The organism is Anaeromassilibacillus senegalensis (assembly GCF_001261775.1).
Classification (GTDB): Bacteria; Bacillota; Clostridia; order Oscillospirales; family Acutalibacteraceae; genus Anaeromassilibacillus; species Anaeromassilibacillus senegalensis.
Map to the genome: position 1 here is coordinate 911,112 of NZ_LN868537.1, position 18,245 is coordinate 929,356.

21 protein-coding genes are annotated in these 18,245 nt (G+C 53.7%); 2 read left to right on the forward strand and 19 right to left on the reverse strand.

Translation table 11 applies throughout. The annotated features are described in order from the left end of the window. Nucleotides 1-34: 34 nt before the first annotated feature. The 18 genes from rsfS to infC form a co-directional block, all read right to left on the reverse strand. Nucleotides 35-400: a ribosome silencing factor gene (rsfS, locus tag BN2106_RS09930; protein WP_050698376.1), complete on the reverse strand. Its 366-nt coding sequence runs from the start codon at nt 398-400 to the stop codon at nt 35-37. 36 nt (nt 401-436) lie between these two features. After that, entirely contained in the window at nt 437-1,012 is a 576-nt protein-coding gene (yqeK, locus tag BN2106_RS09935) for a bis(5'-nucleosyl)-tetraphosphatase (symmetrical) YqeK (protein ID WP_050698377.1), read from the reverse strand. Nucleotides 1,013-1,025: 13 nt separating this feature from the next. Next, complete coding sequence (gene nadD, locus BN2106_RS09940; RefSeq protein ID WP_050698378.1) at nt 1,026-1,646, reverse strand: nicotinate-nucleotide adenylyltransferase; 621 nt, start codon at nt 1,644-1,646, stop codon at nt 1,026-1,028. 24 nt (nt 1,647-1,670) lie between these two features. Beyond that, on the reverse strand, nt 1,671-1,976 hold the full coding sequence (locus tag BN2106_RS09945) for a YhbY family RNA-binding protein (RefSeq protein ID WP_050698379.1): 306 nt from the start codon (nt 1,974-1,976) through the stop codon (nt 1,671-1,673). A 14-nt stretch (nt 1,977-1,990) separates the two neighbouring features. After that, complete coding sequence (locus BN2106_RS09950) at nt 1,991-2,527, reverse strand: GNAT family N-acetyltransferase (protein ID WP_050698380.1); 537 nt, start codon at nt 2,525-2,527, stop codon at nt 1,991-1,993. Then, nucleotides 2,517-3,095: an XTP/dITP diphosphatase gene (locus tag BN2106_RS09955; protein WP_050698381.1), complete on the reverse strand. Its 579-nt coding sequence runs from the start codon at nt 3,093-3,095 to the stop codon at nt 2,517-2,519. Before BN2106_RS09955 ends, BN2106_RS09950 begins: the two co-directional genes overlap by 11 nt. A 12-nt stretch (nt 3,096-3,107) precedes the next feature. After that, nucleotides 3,108-4,016: a signal recognition particle-docking protein FtsY gene (gene ftsY, locus BN2106_RS09960; protein WP_050698382.1), complete on the reverse strand. Its 909-nt coding sequence runs from the start codon at nt 4,014-4,016 to the stop codon at nt 3,108-3,110. Between the two features lie 42 nt (nt 4,017-4,058). Next, nucleotides 4,059-7,637, reverse strand: coding sequence for a chromosome segregation protein SMC (smc, locus tag BN2106_RS09965; protein WP_050698383.1), 3,579 nt, complete (start codon nt 7,635-7,637; stop codon nt 4,059-4,061). 34 nt (nt 7,638-7,671) lie between these two features. After that, complete coding sequence (locus BN2106_RS09970) at nt 7,672-8,673, reverse strand: elongator complex protein 3 (RefSeq protein WP_050698384.1); 1,002 nt, start codon at nt 8,671-8,673, stop codon at nt 7,672-7,674. Continuing rightward, nucleotides 8,670-9,353, reverse strand: a complete 684-nt coding sequence (rnc, locus tag BN2106_RS09975; protein ID WP_050698385.1) for a ribonuclease III — start codon at nt 9,351-9,353, stop codon at nt 8,670-8,672. The genes BN2106_RS09970 and rnc overlap by 4 nt, the downstream gene beginning before the upstream one ends. An 18-nt stretch (nt 9,354-9,371) precedes the next feature. After that, the gene (gene plsX / locus BN2106_RS09980) at nt 9,372-10,379 is read right to left on the reverse strand and encodes a phosphate acyltransferase PlsX (RefSeq protein ID WP_050698386.1); all 1,008 of its coding nucleotides are present in this window, start codon (nt 10,377-10,379) and stop codon (nt 9,372-9,374) included. A 43-nt stretch (nt 10,380-10,422) separates the two neighbouring features. Further along, nucleotides 10,423-11,733 (reverse strand): methylenetetrahydrofolate--tRNA-(uracil(54)-C(5))-methyltransferase (FADH(2)-oxidizing) TrmFO, encoded by a 1,311-nt coding sequence (gene trmFO / locus BN2106_RS09985; protein WP_050698387.1) that lies wholly within the window; start codon nt 11,731-11,733, stop codon nt 10,423-10,425. A 15-nt stretch (nt 11,734-11,748) separates the two neighbouring features. Further along, a complete protein-coding gene (gene topA, locus BN2106_RS09990; protein WP_050698388.1) occupies nt 11,749-13,854 on the reverse strand; it encodes a type I DNA topoisomerase in 2,106 nt (701 codons plus the stop codon). 187 nt (nt 13,855-14,041) lie between these two features. After that, on the reverse strand, nt 14,042-15,187 hold the full coding sequence (gene dprA, locus BN2106_RS09995) for a DNA-processing protein DprA (RefSeq protein WP_050698389.1): 1,146 nt from the start codon (nt 15,185-15,187) through the stop codon (nt 14,042-14,044). A gap of 13 nt (nt 15,188-15,200) precedes the next feature. Beyond that, nucleotides 15,201-15,998, reverse strand: coding sequence for a TrmH family RNA methyltransferase (locus BN2106_RS10000; RefSeq protein ID WP_050698390.1), 798 nt, complete (start codon nt 15,996-15,998; stop codon nt 15,201-15,203). A 58-nt stretch (nt 15,999-16,056) separates the two neighbouring features. After that, nucleotides 16,057-16,410, reverse strand: coding sequence for a 50S ribosomal protein L20 (rplT, locus tag BN2106_RS10005; protein WP_050698391.1), 354 nt, complete (start codon nt 16,408-16,410; stop codon nt 16,057-16,059). A gap of 50 nt (nt 16,411-16,460) precedes the next feature. After that, the gene (gene rpmI / locus BN2106_RS10010; protein ID WP_050698392.1) at nt 16,461-16,658 is read right to left on the reverse strand and encodes a 50S ribosomal protein L35; all 198 of its coding nucleotides are present in this window, start codon (nt 16,656-16,658) and stop codon (nt 16,461-16,463) included. A 23-nt stretch (nt 16,659-16,681) separates the two neighbouring features. After that, on the reverse strand, nt 16,682-17,221 hold the full coding sequence (gene infC, locus BN2106_RS10015) for a translation initiation factor IF-3 (RefSeq protein WP_242846297.1): 540 nt from the start codon (nt 17,219-17,221) through the stop codon (nt 16,682-16,684). 279 nt (nt 17,222-17,500) lie between these two features. On the opposite strand from infC, the gene BN2106_RS10020 reads away from it, so the two are divergent. Both BN2106_RS10020 and BN2106_RS10025 read left to right on the forward strand, forming a co-directional pair. Continuing rightward, nucleotides 17,501-17,719, forward strand: coding sequence for a hypothetical protein (locus tag BN2106_RS10020; RefSeq protein WP_050698393.1), 219 nt, complete (start codon nt 17,501-17,503; stop codon nt 17,717-17,719). Further along, nucleotides 17,700-18,011, forward strand: a complete 312-nt coding sequence (locus BN2106_RS10025) for a YbjQ family protein (RefSeq protein ID WP_050698394.1) — start codon at nt 17,700-17,702, stop codon at nt 18,009-18,011. Before BN2106_RS10020 ends, BN2106_RS10025 begins: the two co-directional genes overlap by 20 nt. Nucleotides 18,012-18,052: 41 nt before the next feature. On the opposite strand, the gene BN2106_RS16160 is transcribed toward BN2106_RS10025, so the two are convergent. Further along, nucleotides 18,053-18,229: a hypothetical protein gene (locus tag BN2106_RS16160; RefSeq protein ID WP_154666474.1), complete on the reverse strand. Its 177-nt coding sequence runs from the start codon at nt 18,227-18,229 to the stop codon at nt 18,053-18,055. Between the last annotated feature and the right edge of the window lie 16 nt (nt 18,230-18,245).

An 18,245-nucleotide genomic window follows, 5' to 3' on the forward strand; every position in this document is an offset into this window, starting at 1 on the left:
TTCTGATTCGCTCCCATATTGTATCTTATATTGATTACTCGTTTGCCTTCAGTATTTCTGTGATATCCACGTTTTCGCCATCCTGCCACAGGCGGTCCAGGTCATAGAATTCACGGGATTCGCCGGTAAACACATGGACGATCACGTTGCCGTAATCCAGCAGAATCCAGGAATTTGAACGGTATCCCTCCGTGTGCTCCGCTGCAACGCCGCACTGCTCCTTGAGCTGGAATTCCACCTCGTCCGCCAGAGACTTTACATGTGTGCTGCTTGTACCGGTCGCCAGTACAAAATAATCCGCCAGAACGGAAATATCATGAATGCCAATCAGTTTCAAATCCTGTCCCTTTTTCTTGTCCAGTATCTGAATGGCCTTTTGCGCCAGTTCCAATGGTGTCATTTTCTTCTCCCCTTCTTTAAATAGGCCTTTGCCCGTTTACATGATGGATTGATATTCCAGCACCGCTTCATTGTAGGCGGCGATGGAATCCGGATGAATCGCCAGACGGCGGTCCGTCAGGTCCTGGATGGTGTAGGTCATGCCGTGCAGCAAAGCCTCCAGCAGGCCCTGTTCCGCCGCGCGGCGCATATCCTCCACGCCGGGATAGTCCCGGTCGGAAGAGGTAAAATCAGCCACAAACAGTACCTTTTCCAGCAGCGACATATGCGCGCGGCCGGTGGTGTGGTACCGTATCGCGTTTAAAACCTCCTGATCCTCAATACGGAGCTCATTTTCCACGTAAGCGGCGCCGAGCATGGCATGCCAGAGCTTCTGTCCGCTGCGCTCTACCTCCGTCAGGATAATATCGTATTTCGTCATCAGTTTCATCTGTTCTTTGGGCGGCATATCCTTCATGATATCATGCAGGATTCCGGCCGTATAGGCTTTTTTTTCATTTGCGCCGTATTTCTTCGCCAGACGCGCTGCCTCGTCCGCCACCGCCAGGGAGTGCTGATAACGTTTCTCGCTCAAGAAAGGTTTTATAATCGCCTTGTAATCCTTATGGCTCATTTTACCGCTTCCTTTACTGTTCAGTATTGCATCGAACCGCACGATATAAGCCCTTTTTCTCAATATACGTTGCAACTCCGGCGGGCACCAGCCCCCGGATGTCTTTTCCATCCCGCACCGCCTCCCGGACCATTGTGGATGAAACAGGGAGGAAGGCGATATTTGCCAGAATCGTTTTCGCACCGCTGGCCGCAATCTTTTTTGCATATTGTTCCAGTCTGGCAAGGCCGTATGCACTGCGCGGCGCGGCGCAAATGGTCGCCAGCGCGTAAATGCGCTCCGGCTCGCGCCAACGGTCCAGCGTCAGGAACATGTCTTCACCCACAATAAAACAGAGCTCATAGCCGGGATATCTGCGTTTTAACGCGGCGAGCGTCTCAGACGTGTAGCTCGGCCCGCCCCGGCAAATCTCCAAGTCGCTGACCTCATAAGGGGTTCCCTCACAGGCCAGGCGGCACATGGCCACCCGGTCCTCCGCTTCCGCCAAATCCGGCGCCGCCTTATGCGGCGGAACAGAGGTCGGAATAAACAATACCTGTTCCGCTTCCAAAAGAGATGCGAACTGGCGTGCAAGATGCAGATGACCGTTGTGGATGGGATTAAACGTCCCTCCCAAAATTGCGATCCGTTTCATGGCGCTCGATTCCTCTTTATTCTATTACTTTTTCCCTGATTTGGGAAGAATTATTTTCGGTTCCTTCTCATTTCTTCGATAAAGTACAAATTTGGAGCCGATCACCTGCACAACATCGGCCTTAACCTCTTCTGCGATCTGGTCCGCCGCCTCACGGGAAGAGACCGGTGCGGTTTCCAGCACCTTGCCCTTGATCAGTTCGCGCGCAGTCAGCGCGTCGTCGGCCTGCTTGGTCAGCTCCGGACCCAGACCGGATTTCCCCACCATCACGATGGTATCGATATCCACCGCAAGAGAGCGGAGATAAGCGCGTTGTTTACTGGTCAGCATGATATTTCTCCTTTTTATCTGATAATCTTTTCAAAACAATAGAACGGCGCCTGATCCCACGGCCCACGCTGCAAGCAGAGCTCCCCGGCCAATTGATAGCCGTTTTTCCGATAGAGCGACACGCCAGGCGTATTGCTCGGAAGCACATCCAGTCGAATGCTGGTTTTTCCGTTCTGCCGCGCATATTGATCGGTAAATTGCAGGAGTGTTTCAGAAATTCCCCGGCGAAAATATGCGGGATGCACCGCAAGCGTATGCACCACCAGGATTTCATCCGGCCGGTTTCCCGCTTGCCAGGAGACATCCGCATACCGCTCCGGCTGGATGCCGTCCAGAATGCAGGTTCCCGCTACAGCGCCTTCCTCCAGGCACACATACAGCGCGCCGGATTGAAGCCCCTCCTCCGCTGTCTCCCACGTCGGATAGATGTCTTTTCCCCAACCGGGATAGTTGACGTGCGATTCCAAATAGTCCGTCAGCGCATCATACAGCTGTGCAACCGCATCCAGATGCTCCGGCCCTGCCAGACGCACATGCCTTTCATCCGCCATGCTGTCTCTCCAAACATTCCGCAAGTTTCCTCAGCGCCTTTCCCCTGTGGCTGACCGCGTCCTTCTCGGCCGGGGTCAGCTCCGCATAGGTCTTTTCTCCCACCAGAAAAATCGGGTCGTAGCCGAAGCCGTCGGTTCCGCGCGGTGCAAACGCGACACTTCCCTCACAGACGCCCTCCACGTCGATGCGCGTTCCATCCGGATACACGACGCAGATTGCACTGACAAAACGCGCGGTCCGTTGCTCCGCTGGGACATCCTTCAGTTCGTTCAACAGTTTCCGGTTGCGGTCCGCATCTGTCGCATCCTCTCCCGCGTATCGCGCAGAGTAAACGCCCGGTGCACCGTCCAAGGCGTCAACCACAATGCCGGAATCATCCGCCACCGACGGCATCCCGGTCTGTTTGCAGGCTGCTTCCGCTTTGAGAAACGCATTTTCCGCAAAAGTGGCCCCGGTTTCCTCCACCTCGTCCAGCTGCGCGGTGGTTACCTCGATGTGCAGCGGCTCCAGAATCCGCTGCAACTCCTGCACCTTATGTTGATTGTGGGTTGCCATTACATACTTCATACCACACGCTCCTTATCTGGTAAACAGCGCCTCGGAAAACGCCCGCGCGTCAAAGGGCTGCAAATCATCCAGCTGTTCCCCCACACCGATATATTTGACCGGCAGATTCAACTCTTCCCGGATGGCAAGCACCACGCCGCCGCGGGCCGTGCCGTCCAGCTTGGTCAGCACAATGCCGGTAATGTTCGCCGCGTTCTTGAATTCCCGCGCCTGATTGACCGCATTCTGACCTGTTGTGGCGTCCAACACCAGCAGGACTTCCTTGTCCGCGTCCGGCAGTTCCCGGTCGATCACACGGTTGATTTTTGCCAGTTCATCCATCAAATGTTTCTTGTTGTGCAGGCGGCCCGCCGTGTCACAGATTACAACGTCCATTCCTCTGGCCTTCGCCGCCGCCACGGCATCAAACACGACGGACGCCGGATCGGACCCCTCCGCCTGTTTAATCAGGCCGCATCCGCTGCGCTCCGCCCAAACCTCCAGCTGTTCGATTGCCGCCGCACGGAACGTATCCGCCGCCGCAAGCAACACTTTTTTGCCATCCTGGCGCAATTGATAGGCAATTTTTCCAATGGTCGTGGTTTTCCCCACCCCATTGACGCCGATGACCAATACCACGGACGGCTTTGTGCCAACTTTTAAAGCTTCCTCGCCGCCGATCATCTCCGCCACCGTTGTCCGCAGCATCTCAAAGATTACCTGCGGGTCGCTGACGCGCTCCTCTTTACAGCGCTTTTTAACCGCTTCACAAATACGTTCCGCAGTGGGCACACCCGTGTCCGCCATGACAAGCAGCTCTTCAAGCTGTTCAAACAGCGACTCATCGATTTCCGTATAGGAACCCAGCATTGTGTCCAGCGAAGAGCTGAAGCTTTCCCTTGTTTTTTTCAAGCCTTCTTTGATTTTAGAAAATAGACCCATGCTTAACAAACACCTGCCTGTTTCAATATTCTTTGATCCATGCTATTTTGCGGCGCCGATGCCGAGTTTCTGTTCAATTTCATCCGCATGCAGTTCCAAAAGTTTGGAAACACCCTCGTCCTGCATCGTGACACCATACAGCACATCCGCTTCTTCCATACTGCCGCGGCGGTGGGTAATGACGATAAACTGCGTGTTTTTGTTCATCCTGCGCAGATAGGCTGCGAAACGGTCGACATTGACATCATCCAGCGCCGCCTCAATTTCGTCCAGCATACAGAACGGCGGCGGGCTGACCTTCATAATAGCGAAGTACAGTGCGATCGCCACCAGGGCTTTTTCTCCACCGGAGAGCAGTTCCAAATGTGTGACAATCTTACCCGGCGGCTGAACGGATATTTCGATGCCGGAACGGAGCACATCCTCCGGGTCGGTCAACGCCAGATTCGCCGTACCGCCTCCAAACAGCTCTTTGAAAGTCTGGAGGAAGTTCTCATTGATCTGTTTAAACCGGGTGACGAACAGCTCCCGCATCTGGCGCGTCAGGTCCCCGATGAGCCGCAGCAGCTCGTCGCGGCTTTTTTCCACGTCCTCCACCTGCGTTTTCATAAAAGCGTAGCGCTCGCTGACTTCTTTGTATTCTTCCACTGCCGCGACGTTGACCGTTCCCAGCGCTTTGATCTTCCCCTTCAGCTCGTTCAATCGTTTCTGCGACTGCCCGGCATTTTCAATCGGCACGCCGATCTCCTCCGCTTCACGGCGGGTCAGTTCGTATTCTTCCCATAAACGGCTGATAATTTCATCGTATTCCTTTTGCAGATTTGCCTTGCGCTCTTCCAGGCGCGCCAGCTCATGGCCGACGGTTTCCCTTGCGCCGGACTGTTCGCGTTCCTGAATCCGCAGCTCGGAGGACTGTTTTTCATATGCCATCCGCTGGGCGTTGATCTCTTCAATTTTCTTTGCAGACTGTTCTGCACGCTCCCGCAAACCGGCGGCCTGCTGTTTCAATTCGTCTATTTGGGTCTTCAAGACGTCGATCGACGTGCATACCCGCGCCTTTTCCAACTCCAATGCCTTCCGATGGCCTTCCCGGTCCGTTTTACGGCGTTCAATGTCCGCAATTGCATTGCGCAGGGATTCCACATCCTTCTGCGCGGAAAGGCAGGCAAAGCGCATCTCCTGTAAGTCCACAGATAGGGTATCGCAAATCTGGTTCTGCTCACTGCGGCTGGAGCTGATCTCGTTCATCTTGCCCTGCAATACGGAAATTTGCAGCGTCGCATCTTCCATCCGGCGCTCCGCTTCTTCCTGCAATGCCTGCTGTTCCGCCAAACGTATGTTGGCGGTGGTGCGCTCCTCCTCCAATGCACGGATATCGCTGCCAATGGTCCGGATGTCGTCCTGTGCGCGTTTGTGCTCCGCCTCAATCCGAATACGCTCTTCCTGCGCGGTCGCCAGCTCGCCCTTTGCACCGGAAAGCGCCGCCTCTGCGGCGGACGCTTCCTCCGAAGCGGTCTTCCATACCGCTTCGGCCTGGGCCGCCTTCTCCCGCAGCTGTTCCGCCTGCGCTTTGATGCGTTCAATTTCCGCCGCACGGCCCAACAGCCCGGCGTTTCTCGCCAGGGAACCGCCCGTCAGGGAACCGCCAGCATTGACTACCTGCCCGTCCAATGTCACGATCCGGAATTTGTACCGATACCGTTTGGCGACAGCCGTCGCGGCGTCAAGATCCTCCACCACAACAATGCGGCCCAGCAGGGAATTTTTGATCCCGTTGAACCGATCCTCACAATCGCAGAGTTTTCCCGCGATGCCGACCACGCCGGGACAATCTTCCAGCCCAGGCTCGTCCAGCACATTGCCGCGGATATTGGAAAGCGGCAAAAAGGTCGCCCGACCACCGTTGCGCTGCTTGAGGAAGCCGATTGCCCGTTTTGCGTCCTGCTCCGTCTCCACCACGATATTCTGCATCGCCGCGCCCAGCGCGATTTCAATCGCCACCGCGTATTCCCGCGGGACCTTAATCAGCCGGGAAACCGGGCCGAGAATCCCGCCGAGCGTACCGTGCCCCGCCTCTTTCATGACAACCTTGACGCTCTGCGAAAATCCCTCCAGATTGCGTTCCAGATCCTCCAGCAAACGCGCCTTGCGCGCACATTCGTTGGCATCCAAATGCAGTCGATCGCTCTGCTGCTTGGCATTTTCCACACGCTGCCGGCGGCTGTTCAGGCGCAGTTCATAACCCTTCACCGTGTTCCCCAACGCCTGAATGCGGTCCTGTGTATCCACCAGCATTTGAGCGTAATCTGCGCCGCTCTGTTCCAGTTCCTGTGCGCGGAGCCGCTTCTCAGCCAACGACTCTTCCACTGTCTGCATGCGAAGCTTGATTTCTGAAATAGTAGAAGCCGCCGTCATCGATGCCAGCTTTTGCTCCGTAGATGCCGTGGACAGCGCGTTAATTTGGCGGGAATACGCGTCAATCTGGGAAACAGTTTCCCCCATGCCGCGCCGCAGCTCTTCCAAACGCGCGGAACAGGCGTTGCTTTCCACCTCCTTTTCCAAGACAAAGCGGTCTTTTTCCGCAATTTCCGCATTTTTGGCAGCGATTTCCGCGTCCATATCCTTTCCGGACTGATCGGACTGTGCGATTTCCCGTTCAATGCGCGCAATGTTCTGCCTGCTATGTAGAATATCGTTTTCAAAGACGGAAATTTCTCCGTCCTTCGCCATGGCGGCTTCTTCCAAGCGGGAAGCCTCCTGCCGCACCTCGTCCACCTTGGCGGTACAGGCATTTGCCTGCATAAAGCTTTCTTCTATGCGGCGCTCAATTGCCGCCAGTTGTTCTTCTATTTCATTATAATGATTTTTAGCGATGATAATACGGTCGTCATGCTCGCGCAAAACTTTACCGGAACGCTCGAGCGTATTCAGCCAAAGACTGATTTCCAGCGTGCGTTTTTCTGAAGCATATTCCAAATACTGCTCCGCTTTTTCCGCCTGCTCCTTCAGCGGCCCGACACGGTCTTCCAGCTCTGAAAGGATATCGCGCAGGCGCAGAAGATTCTCTTCGGCCTGGTTCAGGCGGCGCTCCGATTCTTCTTTGCGGTAGCGAAAGCGGGAAATCCCCGCCGCCTCTTCAAAAATCTCGCGCCGGTCCTCGCTGCGCGCCGCGACAATGCTGTCGATCTTGCCCTGACCGATGATGGAATAACCATCGCGCCCCAGCCCGGTATCCATGAACAGCTCGTTGATGTCGCGCAGACGGACCGCTGCCTTGTTGATCATGTATTCACTGTCTCCGGAGCGGTAATACCGCCGCGTGATGGAGACAGTGTCGTTGTCAAAGGAAAGCTGGCGGTCTGCATTGTCGATACACAGGGTCACTTCCGCAAATCCCTGCGGCTTTCTGGCGGGCGTGCCGTTGAAAATGACATCCTCCATACGGGTACAGCGCAAAGTACGGGTGGACTGCTCCCCCAGCACCCAGCGGACAGCGTCGCTGATATTACTTTTTCCGCTGCCGTTCGGCCCAACTACCGCGGTAATGCCCTGATTGAACGTCAACGTGGTTTTATCGGGAAATGTTTTAAACCCCTGGATCTCCAAAGATTTTAAGAGCAAGCTGTCACATCCCTTCCGATGGAAATATGGATTTTCAAAGCGCGTTTACCTGAAATTGTCCCAAATCAATCTGCGCATCCTGCACAAATCGTACTGAATACCCCATTTGCGTCAACGCGGTAAGGTTCTTTTTCTTTTGACCCAATGCTTTGGAAATATCTTTTGGATTTACTCTGATTTTTATAGTAAATCCAATATCCATATCATCTTTTAAGCACTTATAAACTTTATTGTAGAATCTATGACTCTCGCAGAGTTCCCGAAAAGCGGGGTGCCACGGCCCCGCCAACCGGTCCCGCTCCAATTCCGGCGTACTATGTAAACCAAGGCGAATAACCCGGATCTGTTCCCCTTCAAAGAAATCCAGCAATTCCGCGCACAACGAAACCGCTTCCTCCAGTTCCATGGGGAAATACGCGCCGCTCTGATAAAGCGCTTCCAATTCTGTTTCCCGCATAACGATCGTTGGATAAATGCGGATTGTATCGGGCTTTAAGGCCGCAAGCCTGCGGGCCGTATTCATCGCCCCCGCAGGCGTGTCGCCATAAAGACCGGTCATCATTTGCAGTCCCAGAGAAAATCCGTATGCACGAATCTGCGCGGAAGCCTTTTCCACTTGAGCCGAGGTGTGTCCGCGCCGGTTGCAGTCCAGCACACGATCATCCATGCTCTGCGCCCCCAGTTCAATGGAAGACACCCCATACCGCTTTAAAAGGGACAATATTTCTTCATCGATGGCGTCCGGCCGGGTGGAAATACGAATTCCCGCAAAACCATCTTTTCCCACAAACGGGGCCGCCGCTTCCAAAAGAGAGATCATATCGCCGCGTTCGATCGCAGTAAAGCTCCCGCCAAAAAAGGCAATTTCCGCACTTTGTATCTCCTGCAGACTTCTTTGAGCGGTCTGAACCGCTTCGATCACATCCCGCGCTGTTGGCTGGATTTGACGGCCCGTAATGCTGCGCTGGTTACAGAAGCTGCATTGGTGTAGACAGCCGTTGTGCGGCACAAACAGCGCTACGTTCGCGTGTTTCAATAGCCCATCAGCTCCAGCGCCTCACGCGCCGCCTGCTGTTCAGCTTCTTTCTTGTTGCGCCCGCCGCCCTTGCCGATCACATTGCTGTTCAGATGGACCTCCACGGTAAAATGCTTGTCGTGGTCGGGGCCGCTTTCACCGATCAGCACATACTCCAGATGTTCCTCGGGATTTTGCTGCACAATTTCCTGCAGCGCGGTTTTATAGTCCTTAAACGCTTTTGGCCTTTGTGTTTTGAGCATTGGCAATACAAAGCGCAGAATAAACTTGCGCGCTTCTTCCATGCCTGCGTCCATATAGATCGCTGCAATGACCGCCTCAAACGCGTCTGCCAGAATGGAAGAACGTGTGCGCCCGCCGGAATTCTGCTCGCCATGGCTCAGACGCATGAATTTTCCCAAATCGATCTGCTTGGCAAATCCGCAGCACGCCTTCTCACATACAAGCGCAGCGCGGTTTTTGGTAAGGTCTCCCTCCGGCATTTCCGTATTATTCTTAAACAGATAATCCGCGACAACAAAGCCAAGGACAGAATCGCCCAAAAACTCCAAACGCTCGTTGCTTTGCTCCTTTCCCTTCGCCTCGTTGGCGAAAGAAGAGTGTGTTAAAGCGGTCAATAAAAGCTGTTTATTTTTGAAATGGTACCCCAGTTTTTCTTCAAATTCTTTATAGTCCGTCATATCCAGACCTCCTGAAAATCAATCCGCGGCATTCTCCTTATACGCAGCCACAGACGCGGTAATTTCATCCACCACATTGCCCGCTACATACGCTTTGGTGAGACGCAGTGCATTTTTCACCGTCTTTGCTTTGGCGCTGCCATGGGTTTTAAAGACCGGTTTTGCCGCGCCCATGATCGGCGCACCGCCGTATTCGTTGTAATCCATGGTTTTCTTCATCGCCGTCATATCTTTTAACACCAAAGAAGCCGCCAGCTTATTCTTCCCGTTTTTCGTGAAAATCTCCTTGATCATGCGCATCATGGTGGTGGAAACACCTTCATACATTTTCAGCAGCATATTTCCAGTAAAGCCGTCGGTCACCACAACCTCCGCAGCATCATCCGGAACCTCGCGCGCTTCAATGTTTCCAACAAAATTCAATTTGGATTCCTTCAGCAACGCATACGCTTCGTGCTGCAGCTCGCCGCCCTTATGCTCCTCTGTGCCGATATTTGCCAAACCCACACGCGGATTCTGGACTTCCATTACCTTGTTCATGTAAATGGAACCCATAACACCGAACTGACGCAGCATCTCCGGCTTGCATTCCACATTGGCGCCGCAGTCAATCAGCATGAAAAACCCTTTCCTTTTGGGAAGTACTGGTGCAAACGCAACGCGTTTGATATTTTTAATGCGTTTGACAATCATGGTTGTTCCAACCACCAGCGCGCCGGAATTGCCGCCGGAAAGAAACGCATCCCCCTCACCAGCCGCAAGCTTTTTCAGTCCCAACGCCATGGAGCTGTTGGATTTAGACTTTAAAATTTCCCCCGCGTGGTCCTCCATGGTGATGACGTCCGGCGTATCCGCAATTTCCATCCGGTTCAAAGAAATATTGTTCTCCTTTGCCACACGGCGAATTTCCGTCTCGCTGCCGGTCAGCAGAATATCAATGTCCAACTCCTGCACAGCTTCCGCGCAGCCCTTCAGGATTTCCAATGGAGCATTATCTCCACCAAACGCATCTACAATAATTTTCATTGTTATACCTCCCGCAGCCAAAGAGCTGCTATGAAATCCATATTTACTCTATATGTTGTATGATATCGCTCAGTAATTGTAACGAGCGCTCAGAAAACGCTGCATAACGCGCGCGTTTATCCCGGATATGCGGTTCGATCGGCGGCATGACGCCGAAATTTGCCCCCATCGGCTGGAAATCGCTTTCCCCGCCGTTCTGTACATACCGGCTCAGTGCGCCGATCATTGTTTCCGGCGGCAAGGTAAGGGTGGCTTTCTCCTGCGCCCGGCGCGCCGCGTTCCTTCCAGCCATCAGGCCGCTGGACGCGGATTCCATGTATCCCTCTACGCCGGTTATTTGTCCCGCAAAAAACAGGTTTGGATTATTCCGCACGCTGTAATCGCTGTTTAAAACCTCCGGAGAATTTAAAAATGTATTACGGTGCATCACGCCGTACCGGATAAATTCTGCCTGCTCCAGCCCCGGAATGAGACCGAACACACGCTTCTGTTCGCCAAATTTCAGGTTGGTCTGGAATCCCACCAGATTATACAGGGTCCCTTCCCGGTCCTCGCGCCGCAGCTGCACCACGGCCCAGGGCCGGTGCCCCGTATTGGGGTCCCTCAGCCCCACCGGCTTGAGCGGCCCAAAGCGGATCGTATCCGCGCCGCGCTGTGCCATGACCTCCACCGGCATACAGCCCTCGTATACCTTTGGGTCGGCAACGTCAAAATCGTGAACCGGCGCACGTTCCGCATGGATCAGCGCATCATAGAAGCGCTCGTATTCCTCTTTGTTCATCGGGCAGTTCAGGTAGGCGTCATCCTCACCTTTGCCATACCGCGACGCGGCAAAAATCCGCTCCCGGTTCAGGCTCTCCGCTGTGACGATCGGTGCGGCGGCGTCAAAAAAGCTGAGCCCTCCGCCGCACAGCGCGGCAATTTCCTGCGCCAGCGCATCGGAGGTCAACGGCCCCGTCGCAACCACGGTGATCCCCTCCGCGGGGATTTTTGTCACCTCTTCGCCACATACCTGAATCAGCGGATGCTCCCGAACCGCCTTCGTCACGGCGGCGGAAAACGCATGACGGTCCACCGCCAGCGCACCTCCGGCTGGAACGCGACAGGAATCCGCGCACTGCATCAGCAGGGAACCCAGCCTGCGCATCTCTTCTTTTAAAAGACCCGCCGCGCTCTCCACACGCTCCGCTTTCAGAGAATTGGAACAGATCAGCTCCGCAAAGTTCGGGCTTTGGTGCGCGGGAGAATACTTTTGGGGCTTCATTTCATAAAGCGTAACCGGAAGCCCGGCCTGCGCGATCTGCCAAGCCGCTTCACAGCCGGCCAGGCCCGCGCCAATCACTTGTATGGTCACCGGTTCTTCCTCCTATCAGGACTCCGCATTTTCCTCTTCGTCCGGATTCTGGACTTTTTCATATCCGCAATCCGGCGTGACGCAGTAGAACTTGGGATGCTTACCCTTCTTCTTTAAAAGGGTTTTTCCACACCGGGGACATTTCTGTGTCGTCGGTTCATCCCAGGAGATGAAATCGCAGTTTGGATATTCGGCACAGCCGTAAAAGATACGGCCTTTCTTTGATTTCTTTACAATCACTTTGCCGCCGCATTTGGGGCACTCCGCGCCCGTCTCCTGCACCAGCTTTTTAATATTTTTACATTCCGGATACCCCGGGCAGGCGATAAACTTGCCGTACCGGCCCATTTTAATAACCATTTGCCGGCCGCATTTTTCACAGATGATATCTGTTTCATCCTCTTTCAGAGGAATTTTCACGCCCTGCATTTCTTCTTTCGCCTGTTTGAGCGTCTTGTCAAAATCGCCGTAGAAGTGGTCCAGCGTCTCCACCCAATCGGTTTTTCCGCTCTGCACCTCATCCAGATCCTTCTCCACCTGCGCCGTAAAACGAACGTTGACAATCTTGGGGAAGCGCTCCTTCATGAGCTTCGTTGTCACTTCTCCCAGCTCCGTTGGCTTGAGCGCTTTGCCCTCACGCACCACGTATTCGCGGCCTGTGATCGTCGAAATAGTCGCGGCATAGGTGGACGGACGGCCGATCCCGTTTTCTTCCAGGGCTTTGATCAAAGAAGCTTCTGTAAACCGCGCCGGCGGCTGCGTAAAGTGCTGGTTGCCCGCGATTTCTTTGCAGCGCAGCAGCATCCCTTTTTCCAGGGGCGGCAGTGCGCCGCTGTCCTCTGATTCCTCGTCCTTCTTCTCTTCATACAAAACGGTGAAGCCGTCGAACGTGACGGTGTAGCCGGACGCCTTAAAGATGTAATCGTTTGCAGTGATTTCCGCCTGCGTCGTACTCTGCAGGCAGTTCGACATCTGGCAGGCAATAAAGCGCTCCCAGATCAGCTTATACAGCTTATATTGATCCGCGCTCAGGCTGTCCTTCACCTGATCCGGGGACAGGCTCGGCATGGTCGGACGGATCGCCTCATGGCCGTCCTGCGCGTTTTTCTTGGTTTTAAAGTGTCGGGGCGTATCCGGCAGATACTTCTTGCCCCAGCGTTCCAGGATATACTCGGACGCGTCCTTGATTGCATCTTCCGACAGGCGCAGGGAGTCGGTTCTCATATAGGTGATTAAACCGACGGCGCCCATCCCTTCGATTTCCACGCCTTCATACAGCTCCTGCGCAGCCTTCATGGTACGGCGCGCCTGGAAGCCCAACCGGCGGGACGCCTCCTGCTGCAGGGTGGACGTGATAAAGGGCGGCGCGGGAGATTTGCGGCGGGTTCCTTTTTTCAGGTTGGTGATGTGGTATTCGGCGTCTTCCAGCGCCGCCAGGATTTGATCCGCCTGTTCTTTGTTTTCAATCTTAATTTTCCCGTTTGCATCCCCGTAAAAAGATGCTGGGAACGCTTTGCGGGACCCTTTGGGAATCAGCTTTGCGTCGATGCTCCAGTATTCCTCCGGCACAAAGGCGCGAATTTCCTCTTCCCGGTCCACCACCAGACGGACCGCCACCGACTGCACGCGTCCTGCGGAAAGACCGCGGCGGATCTTCTGAGAAAGAAATGGGCTGAGTTTGTAGCCCACCAGACGGTCCAAAATTCGCCGCGCCTGCTGTGCGTTGACCAGATCGATGTCAATGCTGCGCGGGTGCTCCATGCCGTTGGATACGCCCGTCTTGGTAATCTCATTAAATGTGACGCGGTTCTGGTCCTCCGTATCCAGGTCCAACAGATAAGCCAGATGCCAGGAAATCGCCTCTCCCTCGCGGTCGGGGTCGGTTGCCAGAAAAACAAAATCGCTCTTTCCGGCCTTTTCTTTCAGTTCGTCGACCAGCTTCTCTTTGCCCTTGATGACCTCATATTTCGGTTTAAAATGCTTTTTAATATCAACGCTCAGCCGGTTCTCCTGCAGGTCGCGCACATGACCCATGGACGCGATCACATCGTAACCCGGACCAAGGTATTTCTTTATGGTTTTCGCCTTTGCAGGCGACTCTACTATTACAAGTTTGGACATACTGCCAAGCACCTCTTTCAAATTCTGGCGGATTCCTTACGAATCCTCAAGTACTTATCTTACACTATATTTTCCATATCGCAATCCTATATTTATCACAAGATTCAGACTTACAAAGCGTTTAAGCCTTGTGAAAGCCTGCCATACATACACAGCAGGCTTTCACAAAGCCTAATGTTGTACTCCATCAGCGAGAATACCGCTTCCCGGAATACGATCGGATTTTCTCACAAATTTCCAGCTCCGTCGCCGCGGCGAGGAAGCGTGAAATTGGAATCCCTGCCTGCGCAGAAAGCTCCGCAGCCGCACACGGCTGGCTTGTCAACACACGGTAGAGCGCCTGCGCTTCGGGAGAAACGTTCTCCGGAGGCTTTTCCTTCGGCTCCTCCGGTTTCGGCTGTTCCACCAAGCGGACCACATCGCCTTCGGATTCCTCCAAATGAATCTGACCGGGAAACCGGGACTGGTACTCCACCAAAATATCATTTGCACAGCTTACCAGCTTTGCGCCGTCCTTTAAAAGATCATTGGCGCCGTGGGCCACGCTGCTGCTGATGCTGCCGGGCAACGCAAAAACGTCTCTGTTCTGTTCCAAAGCGTAATTTGCAGTGATCAAGGAGCCGCTTTTTACCGCGGCTTCCACCACCAGCGTTCCCAGCGTCAGGCCGGCAATGATCCGGTTCCGAATTGGGAAATTGCGCCCGTTAACCGGTGTATCGGGTGGATACTCCGAAATAACCGCGCCGGAATGGGAGACCGCTTCCCGCATCGAGGCGTTTTCCATCAGGTAATTGACGCCTATGCCGCAGCCAAGCACACATACGGTTTTGCCATTTGCCAAGAGCGCCCCTTTATGCGCCTCCGTATCAATTCCCAAAGCGCCTCCGCTGACAATGAGCATCCCCGCTTTTGCAAGGGAATAGGCCAGACTGTTTGCGGCACGTTTTCCGGACTGGGTCGCTTTCCGGGCTCCAACAATGGAAAGAGAGGGCGTTTTTACAAAGTCCGGCATGGTTCCTTTGACATAGAGTACACAGGGCGGATTGTGAATTTCCAGAAGCGGGCGCGGATACGCTTCGTCCTCCGGCGTGACAACCGCCTGTCCCAGCCGTTCACAATATACAATCAGGGAAGCCGCGTGCTCCGGAGAATAAGAGCACATGGCGGAAATCTCCCGTTGTGTAAAAATACCGGCCATTCGCCACTCTGTCTCGCCGGCTTCATAAAACGCCCGCAAGCTGGGATAAACAGACAGAATATGACGCGGCTTGCTGCTGCCGGAATTTAAGGCATGCTGCAGCCAGACCCAGTAGGCCCGATGGTCAACATTCATCTGATTTCCCTCCCTAAATGCAGCGCATTAATTCCCACATCAAAATGGCGGATGACGATGCCGCATTGAGCGATTCTGCGCGCCCCTTCATAGGGATCGTCACAGATGCGCCGCATGCTTGAATCGTCGCCGGCTCCAGACCGTTTCCTTCGTTGCCTACCACCACGACGGATCCCAGAGAAAACCGGGTTTGGGTGATGTCGGCAGCCGCGTGGTCCGGAACCGCGGCATAGATTTTCAGACCCTGTTTTTGCAATTGCTCCACCACTTCCGCCATACTGTCCGCAAAGAAAAACGGCAGGCGGAAAACCGCGCCCATACTCGCGCGCAGCACCTTGGGACTGTAGACGTCACAACAGCTTCCCGCCAGCAGCACGCCGCCGATTCCCAGCGCTTCCGCCGTGCGCAGCACCGCGCCCAGATTGCCCGGGTCCTGGACATTTTCCAAAGCGAGGTATTGCCGGTCCGCCGTCATCCCGGACGAGGCGGTCAAAGCCTCCCGCATACCGCAGACACAGAAAATCCCCTGCGTGTTCTTTGTCTCCGATAAAAGCTCCGCCACATGGGGTTCAATTAAATAGACCTGATGCGCAGCGGCGGCTACCGGTTCCAGGTACAATGCATATTTTTGCTCCGCCTGTTCCGTATAAAACAACGTCTGTACCGGGACGCCGCTTTCCGCCGCATCCCGGCAGAGGCGCGCACCCTCCAGCATAAAAAGGCCCTCTCTCCGGCGATGTTCGGCGGAGGAGGCGAGCTTTGCGGCATGCCGCACGGTTGTATTTTTTCTGCTTGAAATGATTTCGGGCATTGTTTTCACCTATAACAAAAGATGCGCCCGGGTTCAATCCGGGCGCAATTCCAGCTTTTTATACGGCTGCCTTCGCTTTTTCCACAAGCGCCTTGAACGCGGCCTCGTCGCTGATTGCAATCTCAGAAAGCATCTTGCGGTTCAGCGTGATATTCGCCTTTTTCAAACCGTTCATGAATACGGAGTAGCTGATATCGTTCATGCGGCAAGCTGCGGAAATACGGGTGATCCACAGGCGGCGGAAGTCTCTCTTTCTCTGCTTACGGCCGATGTATGCATAGTTGCCGGACTTCATAACGGCCTGTTTGGCCATCTTAAAGTGTTTGCTCTTTGCACCGAAGTATCCCTTCGCCAGCTTTAAAGTCTTTTTTCTTCTTTTGCGTGTCATCAACGCGCCTTTTACACGTGCCATTTTATATACCTCCAGTAATGGTTGTTATTTTATCAAATACGCAGGACGGCTTATTTGTACGGGATCAGGCGCTTTACCTGATTCACATTCGTCTTATCGGCAACGACAGTCTGTCTGAGGCCTCTCTTGCGCTTTCTGGTCTTTTTGTTCAGGATGTGGGATTTATTGGCATGCGCGCGGATGACCTTTCCATTTTTAGAAAGCTTGAAGCGCTTTTTAGCGCCGCTGTGTGTTTTAATCTTGGGCATAATTTGCTCCTCCTTAATTTTGATTATTTGACGGGTTTGGATGCAAGGAACATCAGCATATTGCGTCCTTCCAGCTTCGACGCCTTCTCCACATTGGCGATCTCACTGAGCGCCTCTGCAAAACGTCTCATAATCTCGTGGCCCTGTTCCGGATGCCCCATCTCACGGCCGCGGAAGCGGATGGAAACCTTGACTTTGTTGCCTTCATTCAGGAACCGGGTCGCATGACCGACCTTCGTCTCAAAGTCGTGTGTGTCAATGTTGAGGGAAAGGCGAATTTCTTTGATTTCAACAACACGCTGATTTTTCTTCGCTTCTTTTTCACGCTTTGTCTGTTCAAACCGGAATTTCCCATAGTCGATAATCTTGCACACGGGCGGCGTCGCCTGCGGCGCGATTTTCACAAGATCCAGATTTTGAGCGAACGCCATTTCCAGCGCCTTGGCTGTTGCCAAAATGCCAAGCTGGGAACCGTCCGCAGCAATGACACGCACTTCTTTTTCACGAATTTCCTCATTAATCTGTAGTTCCTTGCTGCTAATTGTTAAGCACCTCCAAATCACGTTATCTGCTGCATAACAAAACGCGGACAGAATCCACCTGTCCGCGCATCAATACAACATTCGTATTGACCCATGACAGACGAAACCTCATAGGTGAGGGCATTGCCCCGCTTTGTTTTTTACTCATTTACTTTACCATCACTGATACGGTTTGTCAAGCAGTATTTTCCTGTTTTTCAAAAGCGTTTCCTTGCCTGTAAATTCCAGTATGCATATTTTTCAAGTAGAATCAATCCGCGCGCCGCCTGTGCTACTGTTGGCGGGAAAGGATTGAACGCTATGTGGAAAAAGATTATTGCACCCGTCGTCATCACGGTCCTTTTGGTCCTTTGGTTTGGCACCTGGCTGACCGCCTGTGTGCTGCTTCCAATTGTGCTTTGGGGCAAACTGCTGGGAAGCCTGCTGTTTGCTTCTTTGATCGGCGTTTCCGTGTATGTGCTGGTGCAGCGAATCAAAGAAATAAGGAGCGGAGAAGAAGATGATCTTAGTAAATACTGACTACATCACCGGCAAGGAACTGGAAATGCTCGGCATGGTGAAGGGAAGCACGATACAATCCAAAAACATCGGCCGTGACATTACGCAGAGCTTTAAGACCATTGTGGGCGGCGAGCTGAAAGCCTACACGGAGATGATGAACGAGGCCCGTGCGCTCGCTACCAAACGCATGGTGGACGAGGCGGAAGTGCTGGGCGCCGATGCGGTCGTCAACATCCGCTATGCTTCCTCCGCAGTTATGCAGGGTGCGGCGGAGGTCATTGCTTATGGGACGGCAGTTAAATTCAAATAATATCTGCTTTCCGGCGCAGCCTTCGGGCTGCGCTTTTTTTGTCATGGTTTATTTCGTGTCTTCACAGAAAAAAACACCACCAGACACAGCGCCGCAAGCGTCAGGACACCTGTAACACGAACGATCCAATCCAGCAGCGGCAAAAACCACCAATGGAGAAGCAGCAACAGCGCTCCTGTCGCGAGCACAAACCAACTGATTCTTTTTATATTTCTCATAGACTCCATCCCCTTA